This window comes from Actinoallomurus acanthiterrae (assembly GCF_054775715.1).
Genome location: NZ_BAAHCO010000001.1, coordinates 637776 through 662150, shown reverse-complemented (window position 1 = coordinate 662150; position 24375 = coordinate 637776). Strand labels below are relative to the sequence as shown.

Genomic DNA, 24375 nt, shown 5'->3' with positions numbered 1-24375 from the left:
GCATGACGTCGACGCGGGACTGGTTCGGCACCGCGCTGGTCGAGATCGCCCGTGAGTACGACCACGTCGTCGTGGTCAACTGCGACCTCGCCAAGGCGACCCGGACGCTGCCGTTCAAGGAGGAGTTCCCGGACCGGTTCTTCGAGTGCGGCATCGCGGAGGCCAACGCCATCGGGCTCGCCGCCGGGCTGGCGCAGGAGGGGTTCCGGCCGTTCGTCGCGAGCTTCGGCCACTTCCTGACCGGCAAGTTCCTGGAGATCTTCCAGACGGTGGGGCTCAACGACGCGGGCGTGGTCCTGGTCGGCACCCACGCCGGGCTGGCGATCGGACGCGACGGACCGACCCAGATGGGGCTCCGGGACCTGGCGCTGATGCGCACGCTGCCGAACATCCAGGTGTTCCACCCCGCCGACGGTGCCGAGACCTGGCAGATGATGGCCCACCTCGCCACCGGCCGGAGCCCGAGCTACCTGCGGCTGTGCCGTCAGCCGCAGCCGGAGGTGCACGAAGACGGATACCGGTTCCGGTTCGGCGTCCCGCGCGTGGTGCGCGAGGGCACCGACGTGGTCGTCTTCGCGATGGGCGGTACGGTGCCGGTCGCCGTGGAGGCGGCCGACCGGCTCGCCGTGGAGGGCGTCAGGCCGACGGTGGTCAACGTGTCGTCGCTGCCGGTGGACCGGGCGACGGTCGCGCGTCTGGTCGGCGCACACCGGCGGGCGGTCGTGATCGAGGACCACCACGTCGTCGGCGGCCTCGCGGACGAACTGGGCCGCATCGTGCTCGGCCTGCCCGACCGGCCCCGCTATGACGTGCTCGCCGTCCCCGGCTACGGCCAGGCCGGACCACCAGAGGACCTCTACCGCCGATACCGGCTGGACGCCGCGGGGATCGCGGCCTTCCTCCAGGAGACCGCGCGATGAGCCCGCCGACGCCGAGCGGAGAACCCCGAATGAGGCTGATCGTTTGCAGCAACAGCACGCCACGGTGGCAGGACGGCGCGGGCCTGCTGCCCCGCTCGCCCGGCGGCCTGGTACCGCTGCTCGCGACCTTGCTCGGCGAACACGGGGGCGACTGGGTGTGCACGATGCCCGTCGACGGTCCCTCCAGATCCTCTCCCGGGGACGGCTCCCTCAGGCTGCCCCGGCGGCCCTGCGGCGGGACACCGTCGACCGTATCCCGCGACGGCTCCGTCGAAGTGACGCGGCCACCCGGCGCCGGCCCGCCGTCGGCCGCCCTCACCGACGGCCTCGTCCAGACGACCCGGCCGCCCGACACCGGGACACCGGTAGGCGCGTCCGGCGACGGATCCGTCGAGGTGACCCGGCTGCCCGGCGATGTGACCCTGCACCGGCTGCGCCTGCCACGGGACATGGTCGACCGGCACTACGAGACCATCGGTGTACGCCTGCTGCTGTGGCTGTTCCACTATCTGCTGGACACCTCGCGGCAGCCGGACGGGCGGCTCGCGGAGGCCTGGTCCGGCTACGAGGCGGTCAATCGCGCGTACGCCGACAGGGTGGCCACGCTCATGACGGGGTCACCGGACGAGTTCGTCCTGGTCAATGACCATCACCTGTTCCTGGTCCCGGAGATGCTCGCACGGCGTGGAGGGCGGCGCGGCCGGATCGCGTTCTTCCAGGGGCTGCCCTGGTGCGAGCCCGACTACTTCGGTGTCCTCCCCGCGTACATCCGGGACCGGATCCTCGCGAGCCTGCTGTGCGCCGACGTGATCGGCTTCCACTGCACCCGGTGGGCGCGGGCCTTCCTAGGCTGCTGTGCCCGTTACCTGCCCGGCTGCGCCGCCGACGACGACGGCGTGACGTACAAAGGGCACCGGACCCGGGTCACCGTCGCCCCGTTCCCGCTGGACGTCGCGGCGGTGGAACGGCTGCGCGACGAGCCGGCCACCGCCGAGTGGCGCGGGCGGCTGGACCGCGAGGGCCGTGGACGGCGGATGATCGTCCGGGCCGACCGCATCGACCTGTGGAAGAACCTGCCGCGTGGGTTCGCCGCGTACCGGAGCCTGCTGGAGCGCGAGCCCAGGCTTGCCGGGGAGTGGTGGTTCTGCGCGGTGGCCACCCCGCCGGGCCGCCCGACCGAGCGCACCCTGGCGCTCCAGCGCGAGTGCGAGGGCATGGTGGCCGAACTGAACGCGCGGTTCGGCGCGCCCGGCCGGCCCGCCGTCTCGCTGGTCTATCCCGATCTCGCCACGACGCGCAACTGCGTCGTCGCCGCCCTGTCGGGGGCCGACGTCACGGTGGTGAATCCGACGTTCGACGGCATGAACCTCGTCGCCAAGGAGGCCCTCTTCCTCGGCGAGCGCGCCCGGCTGCTGCTCTCGGTCAACGCGGGCGCCTACGAGCAGTTGGCCGACCACGTGACGCCCGTGCACCCGTTCGACGTCGAGGCGACCGCCTCGGCGATGCTCGACGCGATGGCCTCCGGCGACGTTCCCGCAGGCCGGGCGACGGCTCGACGGTCGCTGCGCGAGCAGGACGCGAACAGCTGGCTCGACCGCATGATGGGAGCGGAACCATGAAGACGACCGTGATCGACACCGATTACGGGCACCTCAGCCGGCTCGCCGACCAGGCCGCCGACGGGGCGTACCTGTTCGCCGAGCACACCGTGGCGGCCGGACGTGCCACCCCGTACCGTGCCCATCCGCGCGACCACCGGACCTTCGTGGTCATCGCCGGCCGGGTGCGCCTGGAGACCGCGAGCGGGTCGAGGACGTACGGCCGCCTGGGCGGCTGGCACGCCCTTCCGGGCTGCGTCCACCGGATCGTGGGCGTCGGCGCCGAACCGGCGGTCCTCATCGAGGCCGGCTCCGTCCTCGGAGAGACCAGGGAGGTGACCGCGCCGGAGGGCGCGACGGGCTGCCGCTGTCCGGACGTCTCGGACTACACGGTGCACAAGCCCTGGGGTGGTGAGGTCTGGTACACCCACAATCTTCCCGGCGTCCCGTACGCGCTGAAACGCATACGGATGACCGAGGGCCACCAGTCGTCCCTGCAGTCGCACCGGCAGAAGCTGGAGACCAACTACGTCATCGAGGGAGAGGCCACGGTGCTGACCGGTGCCACCGCGCCCGACGACCTGAGCGCGGTGATCGACCTGGGAAGACTGACCACCATCGTGCACCGTCCTCGTACCGGCTGGACCAACCCGCCGGGAGAGCTGCACCGGGTGATCGCGCGCACGGACTACACCTCCATCGAGGTCTCCACGCCCGAACTCGACGACGTCATCCGCTGGCAGGACGACGCCGGGCGCGGGCACGGCCGCATCGACTCCGAGCACGCGGGCGGCCGGTCGTGAACCTCGCCGAGACCATCGAACTGTACCTCGCCGAGAAGCGCCGCATCCTGGAGCGGCTCCCCGTCGCCGTCATCGAGCGGGCCGCCGCGATGCTGTTCGAGACGTACGACGACGGCGGCACCGTCTACGCCATGGCCAACGGCGGGAACGCCGGCACCCTCGACCACGCCTACTGCGATTTCAAGCACCATCCGTTCGTGACGGAGGACAAGACGCGGCCCCTCCCGGCGGACGTGGAGCGGCTGTCGTTCGTCAACCTGTGCTCGTCGGCCGCCGAACTGACCGGGCTCGTCAACGACCTCGGCGTCGAGGACATGTTCGCGGCGTCCCTCGCACCCGTCGTCACCGCCAAGGACCTGGTCATGGCCTACTCCGGAAGCGGCAACTCGGTGAACGTGACGAAGGCGCTGCAGGTCGCCGTCGACGCGGGCGCCAAGACGTTCGCCATGACCAAGGGGGACGGCGGCAGATGCCGGGAACTGGCCGAGGTGTGCCTGGTGGTCCCCGGCACCTCGCGGTTCCCCGGTCAGGTCGGCAAGAACGACAACAACTTCCACTTCGAGGACCTCATGCTCGCGGTCAACCACATGCTGGTCGGCCTCCTCAAGCAGCGCGTCGCCGAACGCAACGCGGGGTAGCCCTCAGCCGGATCGGACGAGCGCCACGAGCCCGACGCGCCAGGCCGGGCCCAGGTCCGCGCCGGGCGGGAAGCGGCCGTCGAGCTCGAGCATCACCATGCCGTGCGCGAACGCCCATGCCGCCCGGGCGCGGTCCGGGTCGCCGACCACCCGTACCAGCGGCATCGCCGTCCGGTCCTCCAGACCGGGCGGCAGCACGTCGCGGGGAAGCGGGCCCGCGGTCATCAACCGGTACAGGTGGGCGTGGGCGAGGGCATAGGCGCGATAGGCGGCGCCGAGCCCCGCCACGACGTCGGCCGGGCCGGCGGTCTCGATCTGGCCGGCGGTCTCGGCCGGGCGGGCCGCCTCGGCCGCTTCGAGGGCGCGGGCCAGCTCCTCCATGCCTTCCGCGATGAGCTCGACCTCCACCGCGGCCTTGTCCGGGAAGTGCTTGTACAGGGACGGCGCGCGGATGCCGAGCCGGTCGGCGAGGCGTCGCATGGTGAGCGCGTCGGCGCCGTCCTTCTCCAGCAGCTCGCGGGCCGCGGCGACGATCTGCCGGGCCCGCGGCGAGAGCCGGTCAGCCACGGCGGCGTCCGTCCCGGTCGCGCAGCCCGTACCCGAAGGCGCGGTCGTACGCGATGTGTGCGAACCAGCCCAGACCTGCGGTGAAGATCGCAGTCCCGCCCACCGGTGCGACGACGCAGGCGACGATCAGGATGAACGGGGCCCAGAAGCGGTGCGCGGCGTTGTAGTACGGCACGGCGCGCGGAGAGAGACGGCCATGGCCGGCCTCGGACGCCCCGATGAGCATCGTGAGGTCGGGGGCGATCGCGAACAGCACCGCGGCGACGAGCGGGAGAACGCCGTGCTTGACCACTTCGAGCACGGCGAACGCCGTGAAGAACAGCGCGAGAGCGAGCCACCCGCCCCGGGCGACGGCCCGGAGGACGGGGTGCGGCGTGCGCGTCGGTGCGATGGGCTGGTCCATCAGGTCCTCCCGAAAACGAGCTAACACCGTTAGCCTACGGCTAACAGTGTTAGCCGTCAAGCAGGTTGTGGATCAGTAAGGCAAGGGTGCCCAAGGAGGAAGTTCCGGGTCACGAAATCCACACATACGCTCGGTCACGGGTCGATCACTTCCGGTGATCGCCCTCAGTAGGGTCAAGGGTCCGTCAGCGCCTGACCGCGCTCGAGAGGGAGGTCTCGGTTTGAGCCCATCGTCATCGCGGGAGCCGATCTACACCACGGAAGATCAGTATCCACAGACTCTCGGCACCGCAGCGGCACGAAACCTGGCGACGACCACCAAGACCCCGCCGCAGATGCAGGCGATCAGCTCGCGCTGGCTGCTGCGCGTCCTGCCCTGGGTGGAGGTGTCCGGCGGCGCCTACCGGGTCAACCGGCGCATGACCTACAAGGTGGGCGGGGGGCGGGTCGGCATCGCCGGCACGGCCCGCCGGGCGGAGGTCATCCCGCCCACGCTGCGGGAGGTTCCGCCCTTCGCCGGGTTCTACGACGAGGAGGTGCTCGGCGAGCTGGCCTCCCGGTTCACGCAGCGGGAGCTGCCGGCCGGGGAGACGCTCGTGGAGCACGGGCAGCGCGGCGACGACTTCTACGTGGTCGCCCACGGAAAGCTCCGCCGCGAAGGCGAGGGAGCCTTCGACGAGGCCACCCATCTGCCTCCGGTGGGCGACGGCGGCTACCTCTCGTACGAGGCGCTGACGGATCCGGACTTCACCTGGGATCACAGCGCCGTCGCCGCGACCGCCTGCTCGCTGCTGGTGCTGTCGCGGCAGGACTTCCTCGCCACGCTCGACCGGTCGGACGCCCTCGCCGCGCACGTCGAGCGGTTCCAGGCCGTGGCGCAGGTCCCGCAGAACAAACACGGCGAGGCCGAGATCGCGCTGGCCGCCGGCCACGCCGGGGAGCATCAGCTGCCCGCCTCGTACGCCGACTACGAGCTCTCGCCACGGGAGTACGAGCTGGGCGTCGCGCAGACCGTGCTGCGCGTGCACACTCGGGTCACCGATCTGTACAACGAGCCGATGAACCAGCTGGAGCAGCAGCTGCGGCTGACCATCGAGGCGCTGCGTGAGAAGCAGGAGGACGAGCTGGTCAACAACCCGGACTTCGGGCTGTTGAACAACGCCGACTACTCCCAGCGGCTCCAGACCCGGTCGGGTCCGCCGACCCCCGACGACATGGACGAGCTGCTGTCCCGCCGCCGCAGCACCCGGTTCTTCCTGGCTCACCCGAAGGCGATCGCGGCGTTCCTGCGCGAGTGCAACCGGCGCGGTCTCTACCCCGACCCCATCGAGCGCGACGGGAGCCGGATCCCCGGGTGGCGAGGCATACCGATCTTCCCCTGCAACAAGATCCCCATCGCCGCGGGCCACACGTCGTCGATCCTGGCGATGCGCACCGGAGAGGACGACCAGGGCGTGGTCGCCCTGCACCAGACGGGCATCCCGGACGAGTACGAGCCGGGGCTGAACGTCCGGTTCATGGGCATCGACGAGAAGGCGGTCACGTCGTACCTGGTCAGCGCCTACTTCTCGGCCGCGGTGCTGGTCCCCGACGCGCTCGGTGTGCTGGAGAACGTCGAGATCGCGACCCCCGGCTCGTGATGGCGGAGCACGTTCCGGTCGAGCCGGAGGCCCCGCTGGGCCTGCCCGGCCGGCCCGACGGCGGCCCGCGTGGCGTCCGGCCCGACGGCACTCGGCATGCCGGCGTCCCACCTGCCCCCCGGCCCGACGGCGTTCGGCGCGTCGGCGGTTCGCCTGCCGTCCGGCCCGACGGGGCTGGGCACGTCGGCGGCCCACCTGGCGGCCGCGCTGCGGACGGCGGTCCGGGACCCCCACCCCCTCGCACCGGGCGCTCCGGAGCTGCCGGGCCGGCCACCGGCCTCCGACCGGTCGCCGGACTCCGAAGCCGAGGGCGTCGAGCGGCCCGCGCTCTCCTGTCCCGAGGAGGCCGCGGCGGCCGCCGGCGCCACACCCGGATACGCCGAACGCGAGTGGGGCGACGGCTCGTACCCGCCGCTGTACTGCCCGGAGACGGTCCGCGTCGACGACGACCTCGGCGACCAGGTGAACGACGCCCTCGTCGCCTGGGCGGAGGAGACCGGCATCTATGCCGACCGGCTCGACGCGTTCCGCCGCACCGGGTTCGGCCGGCTCGCCATGCTCGCCCACCCCGACACCGACGACCCTGACCGGTTGCTCCTCGCCGCCCAGATGAACGCCGCCTGGTGGGCGAGCGACGACTACTACGCCGACGAGACCGAGCTGGGGGCCACGCCCATTGAACTCCCGCCGCGGCTGGCACTGGTCATGTCGGCGATGGACCGCCCACCGCCCGCCGGGGAGTTCACCGGCCCGCTCGAGGAGGCGCTGCGGGCCGATCCCGTCCTGGTCGCGCTGGATTCGGCAACCGCCCACCTGCGACGGCACGCCACGCCGTCCCAGGTCATGCGGATTTGCACCACGACATTCCAGATGTACGTGAGCTGGACGGCGTACGCCGCGTGGCGCCACAGCGGCAGTCTCCCTCCGGCCTGGCGCTACCTCGCGGCCCGGCAGCACGACAGCTTCTACACGTCCATGACGCTGATCGACATCGTCGGCGGCTACCAGCTACCGGCCGACCTCTTCTACGAGCCGCACTTCCACCGCGCCCTGATGCAGGCGGGCACGGCCGCCGTCATCGTCAACGACCTCCACTCGGTGGCCAGGGAGGCGGCGGACGAGCAGGCCGACAACCTGGTCCTCAGGGTCGCCGCCGAGGAGAAGTGCACGCTCCGCGAGGCGATCGAGACCTGCGTGCGCCTGCACAACCGGTTCGTCCGCGACTTCCAGACCAGCCAGGAGAGGCTCGCCGCCGTCCCCTCCGTGGAGCTGCAACGGTTCCTGCGCGGAGCCCAGGCATGGATGGGAGGGGGCTTCGAATGGCACAGCACGAGTAGTCGGTACCACTGAGCCGCGGGCGGCCGGGACGCCCCCGTGCCCCGGCCGCCGATGACCCGCGGCTCCATCACGTCCCCCCACACGAGCTCGAAGGAGCCGGCATGACGTCCGTCCATGACTCCCTCCACGCCTCCGCAGTCCCCGTCAGTCCGTACCAGCGTTCGGTCGCCGACTACTGGAACGCCGAACGGAACCCGGTCAACCTGCGCCTGGGCGAGGTGGACGGCATCTACCACCACCACTACGGGATCGGCGAGGTCGACTGGTCCGTGCTGCAGAGCCCCCCGGAGATCCGCGAGGCCCAGGTCATCAACGAGCTGCACCGCCTCGAGAGCGCGCAGGCCGACTTCCTCCTCGACCACCTCGGCCCCCTGGGGCCCGCGGACCGCGTCCTGGACGCGGGCTGCGGACGCGGCGGATCCAGCCTCGTGGCCGCCGCGCGGTTCGGGTGCGAGGTCGACGGCGTCTCCATCTCGCAGACCCAGGTGGACTTCGCCGGCGAACAGGCGCGGCTGCGCGGCGTCGGCGACCAGGTGCGCTTCCACCTGCGCAACATGCTCGACACCGGCTTCCCGACCGGCGCGTTCCAGGCGATCTGGAACAACGAGTCCACCATGTACGTCGAACTCGGACTGTTGTTCGCCGAGCATTCGCGGCAGCTGCGCCGCGGCGGCCGGTACGTCTGCATCACCGGCTGCTACAACGACGCGTACGGGCTGCCGTCGCGGGCCGTCAGCCAGATCAACGCGCACTACATCTGCGACATCCACCCGCGCAGCACGTACTTCCGGGAGATGGCCGCGAACCGCCTGATCCCGGTCAGCGTCGTCGACCTGACCCCGGCGACCATCCCGTACTGGCGGCTGCGCGCCCAGTCCAGCCTGGCCACCGGCATCGAGAGCACGTTCCTCGACGCCTACACCGACGGCAGCTTCCAGTACCTCCTCATCGCCGCCGACCGCGTCTGACGTCCCGGCACGGCCGGCCGCTCAGCGGGCGAGGAGGTCGCGAAGGGCCTTGGTGACGTCGGCGGGGGCCTCCTCGGCCATGAAGTGGCCGAAGCCGACGGTGCGGTGCCGCAGGTCCGGCGTCCAGGCGCTCCACAGCGCGGCGGCGTCGAAGCCGAGCGCGGCACCCCAGTCCTGCTGCAGGACGGTGACCGGCATCCGCAGCCGGTTGCCGTCCGCGCGGTCGGCCTGGTCGTGTTCGAGGTCGACCCCGGCCGAGGCGCGGTAGTCGGCCACGATCGAGGGCACCGCGTCACGGCAGGCGTCCAGGTAGGCGGCGCGGACGTCGGCGGGGATGGCGTCCGGGTCACTCGTCCAGATGTCGAGGAAGTGACCGAAGAACGCGTCCGGGCTCGCGGCGATCAGCTGCTCCGGCAGGCCGGGAGGCTGGGCCATCAGATACAGGTGGAAGCCGACGGCGGCGGTGACGCCGTGCATCGCCTCCCACATGTCGACGGTCGGCAGCACGTCGAGGCAGGCCAGATGCGTGACCGCTTCGGGATGGTCGAGGCCGGCGCGGAAGGCGACGAGCGCGCCACGGTCGTGCCCGGCCAGGGCGAAGCGGTCGTGTCCCAGCACGCGGGCCAGGGCGACGACGTCGGCGGCCATGGTGCGCTTGGAATAGACGTCAGGGCCAGTCTCGGCGGGTTTGTCGCTGGCCCCGTAGCCGCGTAGGTCCGGGCAGATGACGGTGTGGTCGGCGGCGAGGTCGGCGGCGACGTGCCGCCACATCAGGTGGGTCTGCGGGAAGCCGTGCAGCAGCACGATCGCGGGGCCCGACCCCGCGACGGCCGTGTTCAGCGACACGCCCTCGGCGACGGGGACGCGCCGGTACTCGAAGCCGCGAATGGCAGTCGCCATTGGTTCGCCTCATTTCGCTGGTCGATGGTGCTGCTGTAAGGCTGCCGCGCGCGAATGAGCATCCGATGAGCGCGCTACCGTGACCTGCGGAATGTCCTTGAAGGGAGGGCCGGACGTGGGGGTCGTCTTCGGGGTGCTGGGGCCGGTGACGGCCTGGGACGACGCCGGGGACCCGATCGCCCTGAAGGGACCGAGGCACCGCGCGGTGCTGGCACGGCTGATCGTCGCCCGGGGCCGCGTCGTTCCCGTCACGCGGCTGGCCGACGACCTGTGGGAGGACCCTCCCGAAGACGCCGTCGGCGCGGTCCGTACCTTCGTGGCAGCCCTGCGCCGCGCCCTGGAGCCGCTGCGTCCGCCCCGCGCTCCGGCCCGGCTGCTGGTCACCGAGGGTCCCGGGTACGCATTGCGCGCGGAGCCCGACGCGGTGGACGCCTGGCGCTTCGAGCGGGCCGTGACCGCCGCCGCGACGCCGCCCGCGGAGGGAATCGCGAGGTCGCCGTTCGCGCAGGCGCCCACGACACCGCCGTTCGCCGAGGCACCCCCGACGCGACCGTCCTCGGAGGCTCCCCCGACGCGACCGTTCACAGAGGCTCCCCCGACACAGCCGCTCGTGCGGGCTCCGGCGGCGCTGCCGGCGGCGGAGGCGCTCGGGCGGCTGGAGCAGGCGCTGGGGTGGTGGCGCGGGCCCGCGTACGCCGAGTTCACCGACGAGCCCTGGGCCCGTGCGGAGCGTTCGCGGCTGGCGGAGCTGCGGCTGCACGCCGTCGAGCGCCGGGCCGAGCTGCGCCTGGCGCTGGGTCTGGCCGCGGAGGCGGTGCCGGACCTGGACGCGCACGTGGCCGAGCACCCGTGGCGGGAGCACGCCTGGCGGCTGCTCGCCCTGGCGCTGTACCGCACCGGCCGGCAGGGCGACGCCCTCGCCGTCCTGCGCCGGGCCCGTACGCTCCTGGTCGAGCAGCTCGGGGCGGACCCCGGCCCGGCACTGCGCGAACTCGAGGCCGACATCCTCGGGCACGCCGCCCGCCTCGACCCCGAGCCGGGCGGGGCGGCGGGGCGGGTGTGGGCGCAGACGGCGGCGGCGTACGACCGCGCCGTACCGTCCGGGGCCCGGGCCCGGCTGGAGTCGACGGTGGGGCTCCTGCGCAATCTCGCCGTGACCGGCGGCAGCGGCCTTCAGGAGGCCCGCCGGCATCGCGTCGCGGCGATCGTGGCGGCCGAGGAGCTGGGCGACGCGGAGCTGACCGCCCGCGTGATCGGCGCTTACGACGTCCCGGCGATCTGGACTCGGGTCGACGACCCACAGCAGGCCGCCCAGGTGGTCGCGGCGGCCGAGCGCGCGCTGACCGCCCTCCCGGCGGGGCAGGAGGCGGCCCGGGCCCGGCTGTTGGCCACGATCGCCCTGGAGTCGCGCGGCACCCGCGCGGCGCGGGGGCCCGAGGCGGCCCGGGAGGCGGAGGAGATCGCCCGCCGGCTGGACGATCCGGCGCTGCTGGCGTTCGCCCTGAACGCCGCGTTCATGCAGAGTTTCGACCGCGCCGGTCGCGCGCCGCGCCGGGACGAGATCGGCGCCGAGCTCGTCACCCTGTCGGCCCGGCACGGCCTGTCCGCCTTCGAGATCCTGGGTCATCTGATCCGTCTCCAGGCCCGGTGCGCCCTCGGAGACCTCCCCGGCGCCGACCGGCACGCGGCCGCCGTGGGCCGCCTGGCCGAGCGCCACGAACGGCCGCTGGTCGGCGTGTTCACCGGCTGGTACGCCGCGCTGCGGATCGCGACGACCGGTCCGGAGGAGGACGCCGAGGCCGCCTACCGGGACGCCGTCGCCCGGCTCGAGGGCTGCGGCATGCCGGGGCTGGAGCACGGCCTGCCGCCGCTCGCGCTGCTGTCCCTGCGCGTACTGCACCGGCGGCCCGCCCAAACCGACGAGGACCCCGACTGGGGACCGTACGAGGCCTGGGCCCGCCCCTTGGTGCTGCTCGCCAGGGGCCGTCGTACGGCGGCCGCCGCCGCGCTGCGCGACGTCCCCGAGCCGCCCTGGGACCTGCTGTTCGAGGCCCTGTGGTGCCTGACCGCCCAGGCGGCCATCGCCGTCGGCGACCGGGAGACGATGGAGCGCGCCCAGGGCGCGCTCTCCCCCGCGGCGGCGGAGCTGTCCGCGGGCAGCGGCCTGCTCACCGTCGGCCCGGTCTCCCGCCACCTCGACGACCTCGCCGCCGCCCTCCACACCCCGGGTCCCCTTTAGTTCCGGGCTGACCTGCGGAGAGGCGATCACCTCGCCACCGAACTCCCCGCCGCCCTTCCGCTCCCAGGTGGTCTTGACTCTGACACCGTGTCATGCCGTATTCCTTGAGAGTCATGTTCGCCATTGGAGATTTCGCCCGTTACGGGCAGGTGTCGGTACGGATGCTGCGGCACTATGACGCGATCGGGCTGCTGCGCCCCGCTCATGTGGACGGCTCCACCGGCTATCGCCGCTATGAGGCCGACCAGCTCAAGCGGCTCAATCAGATCGTCGCTCTCAAGGATCTCGGATTCACCCTCGAACAGGTTCACGCGGTGCTGGACGAGCAGGTGAGTGCCGAGGAACTGCGCGGGATGCTGCGGCTTCGCCGCGCGGAACTGGAGAGGTCGCTCGCGGCCGACGCCGCCCGGTTGGTCCGGGTGGAGGTACGGCTCCGCTCGCTCGACGCGGGGGCTCCGGAGACCGGGGTCGTGGTCAAACGCGTCGCCGCCGTGCGCGTCGCCCAGTTGAGCGGTGAGGTCGGCGGGTTCGAGTCCGACGAGATCTGGCCTGTCGTCGGGTCGCTGTTCGACCAGTTGTGTTCGCGGATGGCGCAGGTCGGCGTGGCCCCCGCCGGGCCGGGCGTCACTCGCTATGCCGACGGAGATGCCTCGTCGGAGCGGCTGGCGGTGCACGCGGCGCTCCCGCTCACCGCGGATCCGGACGGAAGCGCCGACTTCGAGATCGTCGAGCTGCCCGAGATAGCGACGGCCGCCACGCTCGTGCACGCGGGTCCGATGGCGAGCGTCATGACCGCGGTCCAGACCCTGGCGTACTGGATCGATGCCCACGGCTACCAGAGCGTCGGTTATCCGCGCGAGGTGAATCTCGAATGCCCGCGAGACCGCCCTGACGCCTGGGTGACCGAACTGCAGGAACCCATCACCATGAAATGAACTGGGGGATGTCCATGTCACCGGAGCCCATCGTCATCGAGCGTCCGCAGCAGCCTTATGTCGCGATCCGGACGGTCGTGTCCATGCGGACCATCGGCGAGGCCGCCGCTCGATTCCCCGCGGTCTTCGCCTGGCTGGCCGCCCGGGGCCTGGCGCCCGCGGGTGCGCCGTTCCTCAAGTACGACTCCATCGACATGCCGGGGCGCCTGGAGATCGAGGTAGGCGTCCCGGTCGGGGCTCCTGTGGACGGCGACGGCGAGGTGGTCGGCGGTGCCCTTCCGCCCGGTCGCTATGCGAGCCTCACCGTCGTCGCCCCGCCGAGCGACCTGGCCGCCCACACCAGAACGCTCCTCGACTGGGCCGCCGACGAGGACCTACGCTTCGACCAGGTCAGGACCGACGGCATCGAGCAGTGGAGCTGCCGGCTGGAGATCTACAACACCGACCCAGCGGCCCAACCGGACCCCACCAAGTGGGAGACCGAACTGGCCTTCAAACTTCTCGACTGACCAGCGCCTGTCCGGTCAGCCGGACCCGCCCAGGGCACCTCGACGACCTCGCCGCCGCCCTCCGTGGTCGAGGTTGCGGCCCGGCCCGGCCCGGAGGTTAGGTGGTGATCATGACGTCCACGTTCGAGACGACGACACCCGACTCGGTGGCGTACCTGGACCGGCTCGCCGCCACCGACCTCGGCCGCGACTACAAGGGCCAGATGCTCGCGCTGCTCGACGCGCGGCCAGGGCAGACGGTCCTGGACCTGGGCTGCGGCCCCGGCACCGACCTGGGCGCCCTCGCCGGCGCCGTCGGCGGCGACGATGGCGGTGGCGACGGCCGTGTGATCGGCGTCGACCGCGACCCCCGCATGGCCGCGCGCGCCCACGGCCGTACGGCGTCCGACGCGCGGGTTCGCGTGATGCTGGGGGACGCGCACGCGCTGCCGCTGCCGAACGGCGGCCTGGACCGGGCCCGTACGGACCGGGTGCTCCAGCACGTCGCCGACCCGGCCGCGGCCCTGGCCGAGTTGCGGCGCGTGCTGCGCCCGGGCGGGCGCCTCGTCATGGGCGAGCCGGACTGGGACACCCTCGCCATCGACCATCCCGACGTCGCGACCGCGCGCGCCTACACCCGCCACGTCGCCGAACGGGTCGTGCGCAACTCCGTCGTCGGCCGCCAGCTCGCCCGGCTGGCCGCCGAGGCGGGCTTCGCGGTACCGGCCGTCGTGCCGGTCACGCCGGTCTTCCGCGACCTGGCCGCGGCCGACAAGATCTTCGGCATCGAGCGCAACACACGGCGCGCCGTCGAGGCCGGCTACCTGACCGCCGACGCCGCACGCGAGTGGCTCGACCGTCTCGCCGCCGGACCGTTCCTCGCCACGGCGACCCTGCACATCGTCGTCGCCGACGCGCCGGGTCATTCCTCCATGTGATCAGCCGCCGAAGGCGCGGTCGCGCCATGCGGCGAGTTCGGCTGCGACGGCGGTGCGCTGGTCGGCCGTCACCGGCGTGCCGGTCGCGGTGTTCACGACCAGAGCGACGTGCAGCCCGGCCGGAGCGGTGAGCAGCACACGGTGGGCCGCCGACGAACCGGTCTCGTCGGCGACGCGGACCGCGCCGGACGCGGGGAGGCCGGTGAGCGCGCCGACGTCGCCGACGACGGTGGTGCTCGCCGGGGCGAACGACTGCGGCAGGTGGAGCTCCGTCGGCACGGTGGCGGACGTGCCGCGCCAGACGAGCACCCCGTACTGCCGGTCCTTGACCAGGGCGGCGACGTTCGGCAGCGACGAGGGGACGGTGAGCCAGGCCTGCTGCTGGCCGGCCCCGCCGAACCCGGAACGGGCCAGGTCCTCGTACGCGAAGGCGAGCGCGTCACCGGCGACCGCGGACGGGTAGATCCGGTCCAGGACGCGCTGGTCCAGCCGGAGGGCGACGTTCCCGGCGGCGTCGGTGTTCGCGACCGAGAAGTCCTCGTCGTTCCAGCCGTCGCCGGTCGTCTGCACCTTGTCCGGGTTGCCGTTCATCAGCTCGTGGTGGTTCCCGCTGTAGACGTCCCAGTGCCACTGGGTGCCCGACAGCACCGGGCCACCGCTCGCGGGAGAGTCCCACCAGTTCTTGCCGGGGGTGCCGTAGTCCATGGCCTGGTACATCGCGCGGACCATCCACGGCGTACGGTCGCTGCCCGTCCCGGACATCCGGTTGCCGAACTCCGAGACGAGCGGGGCGGTCTTCAGTTCCGTGGCGCGCTGCCGGATCCGGTTCATCGCCGCGTCGTACGTCCCGTCGGAGGCGGCGGACGGGTCGATGACCATGCGGCCGCCGTCGTAGTAGTGGCTGTTGAAGACGAGCCGCGTGCCGAGCGGCCCGGACGACGACAGGCCGCCCTCCTCGAAGAACCCGGTGTTCCAGAACACCAGCGGCTCGACGAACGCCGGCTTGGCGCTCCACCCGGCATTGTCCATGGCCGTACGGAACCGCTGGTAGAAGGGCAGCAGGTAGGTCTTTTCCCAATCCAGGCCGCTCTGCCCGTCCAGCCCGCCGTCGAACGGCTCGTTGAACGGGTCGAACCCGATGACGCTCTGGAACGCCGACGAGGACAGCTTGGTCTTCAGGTACGTCAGGGCGGCCGACGCCTGCCCGACGAAGGCGTCCTGCACGCCGACCTGGCCGCTCGCCGTGGTGAGCGTCCGGTTGTGCCAGAAGTCGTGGGCGGCCTGCCGTACGGCGGCGTTGTTCTGCATGTTCTGGCCCCACAGCAGGCAGATTCCGCACGACTCCTGGGGGTAGTTCCCGGCCTTGATCAGCCATTCCGGAGCACCGTCGCCGGTGTACCAGCTGCCGCTGTTGAACAGGTGGGAGGAGTACAGATCCTGGTGGTAGTCGAGCAGGACGCGGATTCCCCGGTCGGTGAACGCGCTGATCTGCTGAACGGCCTTGTCGAGGTAGGAGTAGTCGATCCGGTCGGGGGCCGGCTGCACGCCCTCCCAGCTGATCAGGAACCGGATCGCGTTCGCGCCGGTCAGGTCCCGCATCGCCTGCGCGGACTTCGCGGCGTCGGCGGTGCTGCGGAAGGGAAGGAGGCCGTTCTCTTGCAGCTTGGCGCTGCCCGAGACGTTGAAGCCGCGCAGCGTCACCTGCCGTCCGTCGCCGTCACGGAACACCCAGTTCTGCCCTGCGGGGGAGACGACGACGGCCGAGCTCGCGTCCGCTCTGGCCCGTGGGAGGTCGGTGACGGTGACGGCGGCGGCCACGGTGAGGGCCACGGCCAGGACTCTTCCGGTACGGACGGCTGCGAAGGACACCCTGGACATGACGGGGGCCTTTCAGGAGGCGGGGCCCTCTACTGTCCAGTAACCTCCGGATCCGCGCAAGACCACGATCCGCCGCGGCTGGGCCTGTCTCGAAGTCCCCGCCGCGCAGTAGACAGCGAGTCTTCGAGGCAGGCCCTACGGGCCGCTCGCGTCGTCGGGTTCGCCGAACTCGGCGAGGACGGCGGCGGTGTGTTCGCCGAGGGCCGGGATCGCTCCCATGCGCGGCTCCTGGCCCGCCACGGTGACCGGGGGCAGGAGGGCGCCCAGGGGGCCGGCGGGTGAGCCGACCTGACGCCACCGGTCCCGGGCGGCCAGCTGCGGGTGAGCGGCGAACTCCTCCATCGACCGCAGGCGCGCGTTGGCGATCCCGGCCTCGTCGAGACGGCGGATCGCCTCTTCGGCCGTGGCGTCGGCGAAGGCCTCCTCGATGAGGGCGGTCAGTTCCTCCCGGTGCTCGACGCGCGAGGAGTTGCGGGCGAAGCGTTCGTCCTCGACGAGGTCCGGGCGGCGCAGGACGTGCGTGCACAGCGCGGCCCACTCGCGCTCGTTCTGCAGGCCGAAGAAGACCTGGTGACCGTCTCCGGCCGTGTGCGGACCGTACGGCGCGATCGTCGCGTGCCGCGCGCCGGTGCGGGGCGGGGGCGTGCCGCCGTGGGCGGCGTAGTAGTACGGGTAGCCCATCCACTCGGCGAGTGCCTCGAGCATCGAGACCGACAGGTCGGTGCCCCGCCCGGTGCGCTCGCGCTCGTACAGGGCGGTCAAGATGCCGCTGTAGGCGTACATTCCGGCGGCGATGTCGGCGATGGAGATGCCGACCTTCGCCGGCTCCTCGGGCGTTCCCGTGACGGACAGCACGCCGGCCTCGCACTGGACGAGCAGGTCGTACGCCTTCTTGGAACGGTACGGGCCGGAGTCGCCGTACCCGGAGATGCCGCAGGTGATCAGCCGCGGGTGCCGGTGGCGCAGCTCCTCGGGGATCAGGCCGAGGCGCTCCGCCGCTCCGGGGGCGAGGTTCTGTACGAGCACGTCCGCCCGCCCGATCATCCGGTGCAGCACCGCGCGTCCGGCCGGGTCCTTCACGTCGAGCACCACGGACTCCTTGCCGCGGTTGAGCCAGACGAAGTGGCTGGACATGCCGTTGACGGTCTCGTCGTAGCCGCGCGCGAAGTCCCCGCCGCCGGGGCGTTCGACCTTGATGACGCGCGCTCCGAGGTCGGCGAGCTGCCGGGTGGCGAAGGGCGCGGCGACGGCCTGTTCGAGCGAGACGACGGTGACGTCGCGCAGCGGGAGAGCGTCGTCCACCCGGGTCACTCCCGCACCGGGGGCAGGGTGTCCTCCGGCGGGCGCGGAACCGGCGGTCTCGGGGCGTGGTCGCGTTTGTAGACGAGCAGCGTGCGCTTGAACGAGCACACGACGACGCCGTCCTGGTTGAAGCCCTCGGTGGCCACGGTGACGACGCCGACGTTCGGCCGGGACCGGGACTCGCGCAGCGCGATGACCTTCGATCGGGAGTAGAGCGTGTCGCCTTCGAACACCGGGGCGGGCAGGCGTACCTCGTCCCACCCGAGGTTCGCCATGACGTTCTGGGACACGTCGGTGACGGACTGGCCGGTGATGAGGGCGAGGGTGAAGGTCGAGTCGACCAGCGGACGCTCGAACTCGGTCTGCGCGGCGTAGTGGTGGTCCACGTGCACCATCGCGGTGTTCTGCGTGAGGAGCGTGAACCACATGTTGTCGGTCGTGGTGACCGTACGGCCCAGCGGGTGGTAGTAGACGTCGCCGAGGGTGAAATCCTCGAAGTAGCGGCCCCGCCAGCCCTGTCGTTCCGTCATGCGAGCTACCGCCGGGCGGCCGCGGTCACGAGCGCGTCGAGCAGGCCGGGGAAGGCCTCCTCCACCTCCTCGCGCCGTAGTTCGTTCATCCGGGACGTTCCGACGTAGTACTGCCGGATCAGACCCGCCTCGCGCAGGACCCGGAAGTGGTGGGTCAGAGTGGACCTGCCGACGGGCAGGTCGAACGAGCCGCAGCTCTTCGGGCTCGGCGCGGCGGACAGCTGGCACACGATGCTCCGGCGGACCGGGTCCACCACCGCGTCGAGGACCTGCTGGAGCGTGAACGCCTCCGGCGCGGGATGCTCCGGGGAACGGTCCTGCGGCTCGGTACGCACCGCGGGCATCGTCATCGCCTCCCGTCCCGCGTCGTCCTATACTTCGATGCCGATCATACTTCAGCACGTCCGCCGCGAAGGGGTGCGCCGGAAGCCGGAGATCGTACGATAAGCCTCGCACTTGTCTCTTGATCGGAAGCGGGCGCACATGACCGAGTTCTCGGGTGGGATCCCCCAGGAGTTCATGAGCAGCACCAACGCGTCGTTCAGCGAACTGCTGGCCGCGGTCGCGCCCGACGCGCTGCCCCCACGGCGCCTCCGGGAATCGGCCGCCGGACTCGGCCTCCCGCACGGGACGACGGTGCTGGCGCTGACCTTCGACGGCGGCGTGCTGATGGCGGGCGACCGCCGGGCCACGATGGGCAACGTCATCGCGCAGAACGACCTGGAGAAGGTCAATTTCGCCGACGAGTACTCCGCGGTGGCCTTCGCCGGGACGGTCGGCACGGCGATGGAGATGGTCCGGCTCTTCCAGTTCGAGCTGGAGCACTACGAGAAGATCGAGGGCCGGCAGCTCTCGCTCGACGGCAAGTCGCGACGGCTGGCCGCCCTCGTCCAGAGCAACCTCGAGGCCGCGATGCAGGGCCTGGTGGTCGTGCCGCTCTTCGCCGGCTACGACCTCGACCGGGAGGTCGGGCGGATCTACTCGTTCGACGTCACCGGCGGGCCGTACGAGATGACGGACTTCCACGCCGACGGCTCGGGGTCGCCGTACGCGCGGGGTGCGTTGAAGAAGCTGTATCGGCGCGGGATGTCGCAGGACGACGCCGTGGTCGCGGCGATCCAGGCGCTGTACGACGCGGCGGACGACGACTCGGCGACCGGCGGCCCCGACCTGAGCCGCCGGATCTATCCCAGCGTCGCGGTCGTCACCGACGACGGATACCGGAAGCTGGCCGAGGACGAGGTCCGCGCGGTCGCCGAGTCGGTCGTCGGCGCCCGGCGCGAGTCCCCCAACGGCCCGGTCGCACCTCTCCGCTGATCCCCAGGCGGCCCGGTCGCAGCTGTACCGCCGGTCTACGGAGCTTGGTCGCGTCCGCGCTCCGGTTTCCGGCGGTTCGGCCGACCGGGTGGGGTTGACAGTCAAAAGTGTGAGTGGTTTATTACTCACATGACGACCAAGAGCCGACGGACCCTGTCGACCGCCGAGGAGCGCCGCGCGACGGTCATGCGGACCGCGATCGACGCCTTCGCGGCGCGCGGCTACTACGGGACGACGACCACCGAGGTCGCCAAGCACGCCGGGATCTCCCAGGCCTACCTCTACCGCCTGTTCCCGGACAAGGAGGCGTTGTTCGTCGCGGTCGTCGACCACTGCGCGCAGCGGATCCGCGAGTGCCTCGCCGACGGCGCGGCGCGGGCGGGGAGCGGCGAGCCGTCGGCGGTGCTGGCCTCGATGGCGGAGGCTTACGCCCGGCTGATCGCCGACCGAGGCCTGCTCATGGTGGTGATGCAGGCCAACTGCGCCGCGAGCGAGCCGGCCATCCGCGACGCGGTCCAGGCGCTCTACGCCCGGCAGGTGGAGTATGTCCGGGCCGCCTCCGGCGCGCCGGAAGAGCAGATCCAGGAGTTCTTCGCGCGCGGGTTCCTGTGCAACGCGGTGATCGCGATGGAGGCGGAGGACATCGACGCACCCTGGGCGCGCACGCTCGCGCTGGGGCTGCGCCACTACCCGGCGGAATGACGCCCACTCCACGGCCGCTCGCGCCGAGCGGCCTTCTTTTCGGCCCGCAGAGTGAGTGATTGACCACTCATAGAAGGAGTCAGCGATGGACACCAGCAGCCCGGTGACGCGGGCCCCCGCCTCCCGGGTCGGCGTCGGTCCCCTCGTCGTCCTGGCCACGGCGCAGTTCCTCGTCGTGCTGAGCACCTCGATCGTCAACGTCGCGCTGCCCGCGATCCGCTCCGGCCTCGGCATGTCGCCCGCCGCCCTGTCCTGGGTCGTCAACGCGTACCTGCTGGCGTTCGGCGCGCTGCTGCTGCCCGGCGGGCGCGCGGCCGACCTGCTCGGCCGGCGCCGGGTCCTGCTCACCGGCCTCACCGTCTTCGCCCTGGCCACCCTCGCCGCCGGGCTCGCCCCCTCGGCCACCACGCTGATCGCGGCCCGGGCCGCGCAGGGTGTCGGCGCGGCGCTCCTGGCCCCGGCGGCACTGTCCCTCCTGCTGGTGATGTACCAGGGCCCGGCGTGGGGAACCGCCCTCGGGGTCTGGGGCGCGGTCTCCGGGGCCGGCGGCGCCGCCGGCGTCCTGCTCAGCGGCGTGCTCACCCAGGTCTCCGGGTGGCCGGCCGTCTTCATCGCCACCCTGCCCGTGGCGCTCGCCGTGCTCGCCGCCGTACCGCGGCTGGTCCCGCCGGACGCCGCGCCCTCCACCCGGACCCGGATCGACCTGCCGGGGACGGCGACCGTCACCGCCGCCCTCGTCGCCCTGACGTACGGCCTGGCGACGGGCGGACGGTCCGGCTGGACCAGCCCCGCCATCGTCGGCGCGCTGAGCGCCGCCGTGGTGCTCCTCGGAGCCTTCGGGTGGATCGAGCGCCGGTCCCCCGACCCGCTCGTCCCGCCGCGGATCCTGCGCGCGGTCGGCCGGGCGAACCTCGTGATGATCCTGCTGGGCGCCGTGTGGGTCGGGCTGTTCTACTACCTCCCCCTCTACCAGCAGCAGGTTCTCGGCTACAGCCCCCTCCTGGCCGGACTGACCCAGCTGCCCATGGCCGCCGCCATCACGCTCGCCTCCGCGCTGGCCCCGCGGCCGGCCCGGCGGTACGGCCGCAGGGCGACCCTGGTCACCGGCCTCATCCTCCTGACCGCCGGCCTGGCCTGGCTCGGCCTGGCAGGGGCCGAGGCGGGCTTCGTGACCGGGATCCTCGGCCCGTCCGTACTGATCGGCGCCGGGCTCGGAACGGCCTTCGTCGAGCTGACCGCCGCTTCCACCGACGGGGTCACCGGCCGGGACGCCGGGCTGGCCGGTGGCCTGGTCAACACCACCCGGCAGATCGGCGGCGCCCTCGGCCTGGCGATCCTCACCGCCGTCGCCACCACTCGTACGGACCAGGTCGCCGCGCACGCCTCGGTGCCGCACGCCCTCGCCGCCGGGCACCGCGCGGCCTTCCTCGGGGCGGCGCTGATCGCGGCGCTGGCCGCCCTCCTCTCTCAGACCACTCTCCACAACGCACCGGCAGAGCGCTGACCGCGCCTCACGAAAGGGAAGCCACCATGTCCACCACTCCGAAGCCGTACATCAACGGCCACTACGCCCCCGTCGCCGACGAGCACACCGCGACCGCGCTGCGCGTACGCGGCACCCTGCCGCCGGAGCTCTCCGGCCGCTACTTCCGCAACGGCCACAACCCCCGGCCCGGCGTCACCCCGACCCACTGGTTCCGCGGCAGCGGGATGATCCATGGCCTGCGGCTGCGCGACGGGCAGGCCGAGTGGTACCGCAACCGCTGGGTGCGCACCCCGGCGTTCGAGCACGACGCGCCGCTCATGCGGGAGGACGGCTCGATCGACCTGACCGCCAGCGTGGCCGGCACCCACATCATCGAGCACGCCGGCTCCTGGCCCTCCAGGAGGCCAACCTGCCGTTCGAGGTCACCCCCGAGCTCGACACCGTCGGGGCGTACGACTTCGGCGGGAAGCTCACCACGGCGATGACCGCGCACCCGAAGGAGGACCCGGTAACCGGCGAACTGCACTTCTTCGCCTACTCGCCGTTCCCGCCGCACCTCATCTACTACGTCGCGTCCGCCGACGGCGAGCTGATCCGCTCCGAGATCGTCGAGGGCGCCGGCCCGTCCCTGATGCACGACTTCGCCATCACCGAGAACCACGTCGTCTGGCTCGACCTGTCCGTCGTGTTCGATCCGGCCGAGCACTCCGGCATCCCGTACCGCTGGAGCGACGCCTACGCCCCGCGGATCGGCGTCATGCCCCGCAGTGGGCCTGCCCGTACGACCTGGTACGACGTCGAGCCGGGCGCGCTGCTGCACGTCACCAACGCCTCCGAGGACGCCCAGGGACGCGTCACGGTCGAGGGCCCCCGCTACGACCGCGCGGCCTGGGAGACCAGCTGGAAGTGGTGGATCGGCGCGCCCGGTCACCCGTCCACGCCGCTCACCGGTGCGATCGCGACGCGCTGGACGCTCGACCCGGCGACCGGAAAGGCGACGGAGGAGGCCGTCGACGACCTGACCAGCGAGTTCCCGACCATCAACGACGAGCGGCTCGGCCGCGCCAACCGGTACGGCTACGCGGTCGCCTTCCCCGGCGCGGGCCTGGACGAGTACGCGCTGGTCAAGTACGACTCCGCGACCGGCGGGCGGCAGCTGATGCCGGTCGGCCCCGGCGTGCTCCCCGGCGAGGCGGTGTTCGTCCCGGCCGAGGGCGGCACCGCCGAGGACCACGGCTACCTGCTGACCGTCACCAGCGACATCGTCCGCGACACCTCCGAGCTCCTCGTCATCGACGCGACCGACCTGACCCGCGACCCCATCGCGGTCGTCGAACTGCCCCGCCGCGTGCCCGGCGGCATCCACGGCTCCTGGATCCCCGACGCCGACCTCTCCTGACCCGCCGTACGGGCCGCCCGGACGTCGGGCGGCCCCCCTTCACCCCGGAAAGGCTCCTCCCATGGCTGGAATCGACACCACCGCGCCCGTCATCTCCCGGCACGAGACCCTCATCGACGCCCCGCTGCGGACCGTCTGGGAGCTGCAGACCCGCATCGGCGACTGGCCGACCTGGAACTCCGACATCGAGTCGGTCACCGTCGACGGATCTCTCGAGGCCGGCATGACGTTCGACTGGCGGACCCACGGTCTCGATATCCGCTCGACCGTCCAGGAGGTCGACGCCCCGCATCGCATCGTGTGGGGCGGACCGTCCGGCGGCATCACGGGCGTGCACGTCTGGACCTTCACCGAGCGGCCCGACGGTGTCCTCGTGCACACCGAGGAGTCCTGGGACGGCGAGCCGATACGCGCGAACGTCGACGCGATGCAGGCCGCCCTCGACGCGTCGCTCGTCGCCTGGCTCGGTCACCTTCGCACCGCCGCCGTCAGCTCGGCGCGGTAGCGATCCGCTTACCGGGAGGAGACGAACGCGTGAAACTCCTCCCGCTCATCCGGTCGAATCGGGCGAGTGCGGCGTCGATGAACAGCAGTTGGTCCGTGTCGCAGGTGGCGACGTAGCAGGGCTCGTCCCGACGCTTCCACAGCGGAACGCCCCGTACGTTATCGGCGACACGGACCCGGCCCGGCGGTGGCTCGCCTGCCGGAACAGTACTCATGCCCATGGCCTCCTGGGTCCGGCGGTCGCCTCGATCTCGCGCATGTCGTCCAGCAGATCGTTCGGCGTGCGCGCGTCGATGAGTACGGGGTCGCGGGTGAAGCAGGCGATCGCAGTGAACGTTCGCCGCCAGGGCGACCAGAAGACCAGCCACCCGGGGCGGTGATTCTGTACGGCCTGAGCGACGGCGACCGGTGAAGCGTCGGGGACGGCGTCGCACGACGCAGCCACGGGATGGGGTGAGTCGTACGTCGCGGTCATCGCGGCGTCCTCGTTGGCTCGTCGATATGGATGACCTTGGCGATGAGGCGAGCGGTCTCGGCGATGTCCTCGGCCGGGCCGATCAGCTCGATCTCCGGTGGTGGCATCGGGTCGCCTCGCCTGGCAGGTCGCAGTCCCGGCCAGACCCAGCACCAGACCCATCGTCCGGCGTCCTCGTGCAGGCGGACCTCCTGAGCCAGGCCGTTACGGATCGTCGCGTGCGTCGCGTCGGCATGGGGATTGCGGACGATGAGGGCGGGGGGAGTCACGGTCACCGGGAAGCCACCGGCGCGGAGTGCGGCTGCCAGCGATTTGAGGTGCTCTTCCGCGGTAGATGACGTGGCATGGGTCATTGCCTGCTCCTACGGACGGCTTGACGGGTATCTCCTCTACTCGTCTAGAGGAGTT

General features: G+C 72.0%; 27 protein-coding genes. 17 read left to right on the top strand and 10 right to left on the bottom strand.

What is annotated here, in order from left to right:
* Positions 1-2 precede the first annotated feature (2 nt).
* From ACYVF7_RS03275 to ACYVF7_RS03260, 4 genes are read left to right on the top strand one after another with little or no spacing between them, the layout of a single operon-like run.
* Positions 3-920 (top strand): transketolase family protein, encoded by a 918-nt coding sequence (locus ACYVF7_RS03275; protein WP_460334614.1) that lies wholly within the window; start codon positions 3-5, stop codon positions 918-920.
* A 29-nt stretch (positions 921-949) separates the two neighbouring features.
* Positions 950-2539 carry a trehalose-6-phosphate synthase gene (locus tag ACYVF7_RS03270; RefSeq protein ID WP_460334611.1) on the top strand — a complete coding sequence of 530 codons (1590 nt, stop codon included), beginning with the start codon at positions 950-952 and terminating at the stop codon, positions 2537-2539.
* Positions 2536-3321, top strand: coding sequence for a cupin domain-containing protein (locus ACYVF7_RS03265; RefSeq protein ID WP_460334608.1), 786 nt, complete (start codon positions 2536-2538; stop codon positions 3319-3321). Before ACYVF7_RS03270 ends, ACYVF7_RS03265 begins: the two co-directional genes overlap by 4 nt.
* Entirely contained in the window at positions 3318-3959 is a 642-nt protein-coding gene (locus tag ACYVF7_RS03260) for an SIS domain-containing protein (protein ID WP_460334604.1), read from the top strand. Before ACYVF7_RS03265 ends, ACYVF7_RS03260 begins: the two co-directional genes overlap by 4 nt.
* Before the next feature lie 3 nt (positions 3960-3962).
* Here ACYVF7_RS03260 and ACYVF7_RS03255 read toward each other — a convergent pair whose 3' ends face one another.
* On the bottom strand, positions 3963-4526 hold the full coding sequence (locus tag ACYVF7_RS03255) for a TetR/AcrR family transcriptional regulator (protein WP_460334602.1): 564 nt from the start codon (positions 4524-4526) through the stop codon (positions 3963-3965).
* Positions 4519-4929, bottom strand: a complete 411-nt coding sequence (locus tag ACYVF7_RS03250; protein WP_460334599.1) for a DUF4260 family protein — start codon at positions 4927-4929, stop codon at positions 4519-4521. The genes ACYVF7_RS03255 and ACYVF7_RS03250 overlap by 8 nt, the downstream gene beginning before the upstream one ends.
* 220 nt (positions 4930-5149) lie before the next feature.
* Here ACYVF7_RS03250 and ACYVF7_RS03245 point away from each other — a divergent pair, with 220 nt between their 5' ends.
* From ACYVF7_RS03245 to ACYVF7_RS03235, 3 genes are all read left to right on the top strand, one after another.
* A complete protein-coding gene (locus ACYVF7_RS03245) occupies positions 5150-6568 on the top strand; it encodes a family 2B encapsulin nanocompartment shell protein (RefSeq protein WP_460334597.1) in 1419 nt (472 codons plus the stop codon).
* Positions 6569-6637: 69 nt separating this feature from the next.
* A complete protein-coding gene (locus tag ACYVF7_RS03240; protein ID WP_460334594.1) occupies positions 6638-7918 on the top strand; it encodes a family 2 encapsulin nanocompartment cargo protein terpene cyclase in 1281 nt (426 codons plus the stop codon).
* A gap of 89 nt (positions 7919-8007) precedes the next feature.
* Complete coding sequence (locus ACYVF7_RS03235; RefSeq protein ID WP_460334591.1) at positions 8008-8874, top strand: geranyl diphosphate 2-C-methyltransferase; 867 nt, start codon at positions 8008-8010, stop codon at positions 8872-8874.
* 21 nt (positions 8875-8895) lie between these two features.
* On the opposite strand, the gene ACYVF7_RS03230 is transcribed toward ACYVF7_RS03235, so the two are convergent.
* Positions 8896-9774 (bottom strand): alpha/beta fold hydrolase, encoded by an 879-nt coding sequence (locus ACYVF7_RS03230; protein ID WP_460334588.1) that lies wholly within the window; start codon positions 9772-9774, stop codon positions 8896-8898.
* A gap of 91 nt (positions 9775-9865) precedes the next feature.
* Here ACYVF7_RS03230 and ACYVF7_RS03225 point away from each other — a divergent pair, with 91 nt between their 5' ends.
* The 4 genes from ACYVF7_RS03225 (at position 9866) to ACYVF7_RS03210 (ending at position 14374) form a co-directional block, all read left to right on the top strand.
* On the top strand, positions 9866-12013 hold the full coding sequence (locus ACYVF7_RS03225; RefSeq protein ID WP_460334585.1) for a BTAD domain-containing putative transcriptional regulator: 2148 nt from the start codon (positions 9866-9868) through the stop codon (positions 12011-12013).
* A gap of 113 nt (positions 12014-12126) precedes the next feature.
* The gene (locus ACYVF7_RS03220; protein WP_460334582.1) at positions 12127-12948 is read left to right on the top strand and encodes a MerR family transcriptional regulator; all 822 of its coding nucleotides are present in this window, start codon (positions 12127-12129) and stop codon (positions 12946-12948) included.
* 8 nt (positions 12949-12956) lie between these two features.
* Positions 12957-13457, top strand: coding sequence for a GyrI-like domain-containing protein (locus tag ACYVF7_RS03215; RefSeq protein WP_460334579.1), 501 nt, complete (start codon positions 12957-12959; stop codon positions 13455-13457).
* A 110-nt stretch (positions 13458-13567) separates the two neighbouring features.
* Positions 13568-14374, top strand: coding sequence for a methyltransferase domain-containing protein (locus ACYVF7_RS03210; RefSeq protein WP_460334576.1), 807 nt, complete (start codon positions 13568-13570; stop codon positions 14372-14374).
* Here the strand turns inward: ACYVF7_RS03210 and ACYVF7_RS03205 are convergent, their stop codons facing one another.
* The 4 genes from ACYVF7_RS03205 to ACYVF7_RS03190 all read right to left on the bottom strand — a co-directional run bounded on the left by ACYVF7_RS03205 (position 14375) and on the right by ACYVF7_RS03190 (position 18428).
* A complete protein-coding gene (locus ACYVF7_RS03205; RefSeq protein WP_460334573.1) occupies positions 14375-16252 on the bottom strand; it encodes a cellulase family glycosylhydrolase in 1878 nt (625 codons plus the stop codon).
* Between the two features lie 135 nt (positions 16253-16387).
* Positions 16388-17554, bottom strand: a complete 1167-nt coding sequence (locus ACYVF7_RS03200) for a CaiB/BaiF CoA transferase family protein (protein ID WP_460334571.1) — start codon at positions 17552-17554, stop codon at positions 16388-16390.
* A 5-nt stretch (positions 17555-17559) separates the two neighbouring features.
* The gene (locus ACYVF7_RS03195; protein ID WP_460334568.1) at positions 17560-18084 is read right to left on the bottom strand and encodes a MaoC family dehydratase; all 525 of its coding nucleotides are present in this window, start codon (positions 18082-18084) and stop codon (positions 17560-17562) included.
* A gap of 5 nt (positions 18085-18089) precedes the next feature.
* Positions 18090-18428, bottom strand: coding sequence for an ArsR/SmtB family transcription factor (locus ACYVF7_RS03190; RefSeq protein WP_460334566.1), 339 nt, complete (start codon positions 18426-18428; stop codon positions 18090-18092).
* 139 nt (positions 18429-18567) lie between these two features.
* Between ACYVF7_RS03190 and prcB the strand changes: the two genes are divergently transcribed.
* From prcB to ACYVF7_RS03160, 6 genes are all read left to right on the top strand, one after another.
* The gene (gene prcB / locus ACYVF7_RS03185) at positions 18568-19401 is read left to right on the top strand and encodes a proteasome subunit beta (RefSeq protein WP_460334563.1); all 834 of its coding nucleotides are present in this window, start codon (positions 18568-18570) and stop codon (positions 19399-19401) included.
* A 129-nt stretch (positions 19402-19530) separates the two neighbouring features.
* On the top strand, positions 19531-20103 hold the full coding sequence (locus ACYVF7_RS03180; RefSeq protein ID WP_460334561.1) for a TetR/AcrR family transcriptional regulator: 573 nt from the start codon (positions 19531-19533) through the stop codon (positions 20101-20103).
* Positions 20104-20188: 85 nt separating this feature from the next.
* Entirely contained in the window at positions 20189-21607 is a 1419-nt protein-coding gene (locus ACYVF7_RS03175) for an MFS transporter (RefSeq protein WP_460334558.1), read from the top strand.
* A gap of 26 nt (positions 21608-21633) precedes the next feature.
* Complete coding sequence (locus ACYVF7_RS03170) at positions 21634-22074, top strand: carotenoid oxygenase family protein (protein WP_460334555.1); 441 nt, start codon at positions 21634-21636, stop codon at positions 22072-22074.
* Complete coding sequence (locus ACYVF7_RS03165) at positions 21978-22988, top strand: carotenoid oxygenase family protein (protein ID WP_460357772.1); 1011 nt, start codon at positions 21978-21980, stop codon at positions 22986-22988. Before ACYVF7_RS03170 ends, ACYVF7_RS03165 begins: the two co-directional genes overlap by 97 nt.
* Before the next feature lie 61 nt (positions 22989-23049).
* Entirely contained in the window at positions 23050-23493 is a 444-nt protein-coding gene (locus ACYVF7_RS03160) for an SRPBCC family protein (protein WP_460334552.1), read from the top strand.
* On the opposite strand, the gene ACYVF7_RS03155 is transcribed toward ACYVF7_RS03160, so the two are convergent.
* From ACYVF7_RS03155 to ACYVF7_RS03145, 3 genes are read right to left on the bottom strand one after another with little or no spacing between them, the layout of a single operon-like run.
* Positions 23477-23707: a hypothetical protein gene (locus ACYVF7_RS03155; RefSeq protein ID WP_460334549.1), complete on the bottom strand. Its 231-nt coding sequence runs from the start codon at positions 23705-23707 to the stop codon at positions 23477-23479. The two genes, ACYVF7_RS03160 and ACYVF7_RS03155, sit on opposite strands and share 17 nt — an antisense overlap.
* Positions 23704-23967 (bottom strand): hypothetical protein, encoded by a 264-nt coding sequence (locus tag ACYVF7_RS03150; RefSeq protein WP_460334546.1) that lies wholly within the window; start codon positions 23965-23967, stop codon positions 23704-23706. Before ACYVF7_RS03150 ends, ACYVF7_RS03155 begins: the two co-directional genes overlap by 4 nt.
* Positions 23964-24320 (bottom strand): hypothetical protein, encoded by a 357-nt coding sequence (locus ACYVF7_RS03145; RefSeq protein ID WP_460334543.1) that lies wholly within the window; start codon positions 24318-24320, stop codon positions 23964-23966. Before ACYVF7_RS03145 ends, ACYVF7_RS03150 begins: the two co-directional genes overlap by 4 nt.
* Positions 24321-24375: the final 55 nt, after the last annotated feature.

Coding starts and splice junctions, on each gene's coding strand:
- ACYVF7_RS03275 (WP_460334614.1), top strand. CDS start 3: ATGACGTCGACGCGGGACTGGTTCGGCACCGCGCTGGTCGAGATCGCC.
- ACYVF7_RS03270 (WP_460334611.1), top strand. CDS start 950: ATGAGGCTGATCGTTTGCAGCAACAGCACGCCACGGTGGCAGGACGGC.
- ACYVF7_RS03265 (WP_460334608.1), top strand. CDS start 2,536: ATGAAGACGACCGTGATCGACACCGATTACGGGCACCTCAGCCGGCTC.
- ACYVF7_RS03250 (WP_460334599.1), bottom strand. CDS start 4,929: ATGGACCAGCCCATCGCACCGACGCGCACGCCGCACCCCGTCCTCCGG.
- ACYVF7_RS03235 (WP_460334591.1), top strand. CDS start 8,008: ATGACGTCCGTCCATGACTCCCTCCACGCCTCCGCAGTCCCCGTCAGT.
- ACYVF7_RS03230 (WP_460334588.1), bottom strand. CDS start 9,774: ATGGCGACTGCCATTCGCGGCTTCGAGTACCGGCGCGTCCCCGTCGCC.
- ACYVF7_RS03225 (WP_460334585.1), top strand. CDS start 9,866: ATGTCCTTGAAGGGAGGGCCGGACGTGGGGGTCGTCTTCGGGGTGCTG.
- ACYVF7_RS03220 (WP_460334582.1), top strand. CDS start 12,127: ATGTTCGCCATTGGAGATTTCGCCCGTTACGGGCAGGTGTCGGTACGG.
- ACYVF7_RS03215 (WP_460334579.1), top strand. CDS start 12,957: ATGTCCATGTCACCGGAGCCCATCGTCATCGAGCGTCCGCAGCAGCCT.
- ACYVF7_RS03210 (WP_460334576.1), top strand. CDS start 13,568: ATGACGTCCACGTTCGAGACGACGACACCCGACTCGGTGGCGTACCTG.
- ACYVF7_RS03205 (WP_460334573.1), bottom strand. CDS start 16,252: ATGTCCAGGGTGTCCTTCGCAGCCGTCCGTACCGGAAGAGTCCTGGCC.
- ACYVF7_RS03195 (WP_460334568.1), bottom strand. CDS start 18,084: ATGACGGAACGACAGGGCTGGCGGGGCCGCTACTTCGAGGATTTCACC.
- ACYVF7_RS03190 (WP_460334566.1), bottom strand. CDS start 18,428: ATGCCCGCGGTGCGTACCGAGCCGCAGGACCGTTCCCCGGAGCATCCC.
- prcB (WP_460334563.1), top strand. CDS start 18,568: ATGACCGAGTTCTCGGGTGGGATCCCCCAGGAGTTCATGAGCAGCACC.
- ACYVF7_RS03180 (WP_460334561.1), top strand. CDS start 19,531: ATGACGACCAAGAGCCGACGGACCCTGTCGACCGCCGAGGAGCGCCGC.
- ACYVF7_RS03175 (WP_460334558.1), top strand. CDS start 20,189: ATGGACACCAGCAGCCCGGTGACGCGGGCCCCCGCCTCCCGGGTCGGC.
- ACYVF7_RS03170 (WP_460334555.1), top strand. CDS start 21,634: ATGTCCACCACTCCGAAGCCGTACATCAACGGCCACTACGCCCCCGTC.
- ACYVF7_RS03160 (WP_460334552.1), top strand. CDS start 23,050: ATGGCTGGAATCGACACCACCGCGCCCGTCATCTCCCGGCACGAGACC.
- ACYVF7_RS03155 (WP_460334549.1), bottom strand. CDS start 23,707: ATGAGTACTGTTCCGGCAGGCGAGCCACCGCCGGGCCGGGTCCGTGTC.
- ACYVF7_RS03150 (WP_460334546.1), bottom strand. CDS start 23,967: ATGACCGCGACGTACGACTCACCCCATCCCGTGGCTGCGTCGTGCGAC.
- ACYVF7_RS03145 (WP_460334543.1), bottom strand. CDS start 24,320: ATGACCCATGCCACGTCATCTACCGCGGAAGAGCACCTCAAATCGCTG.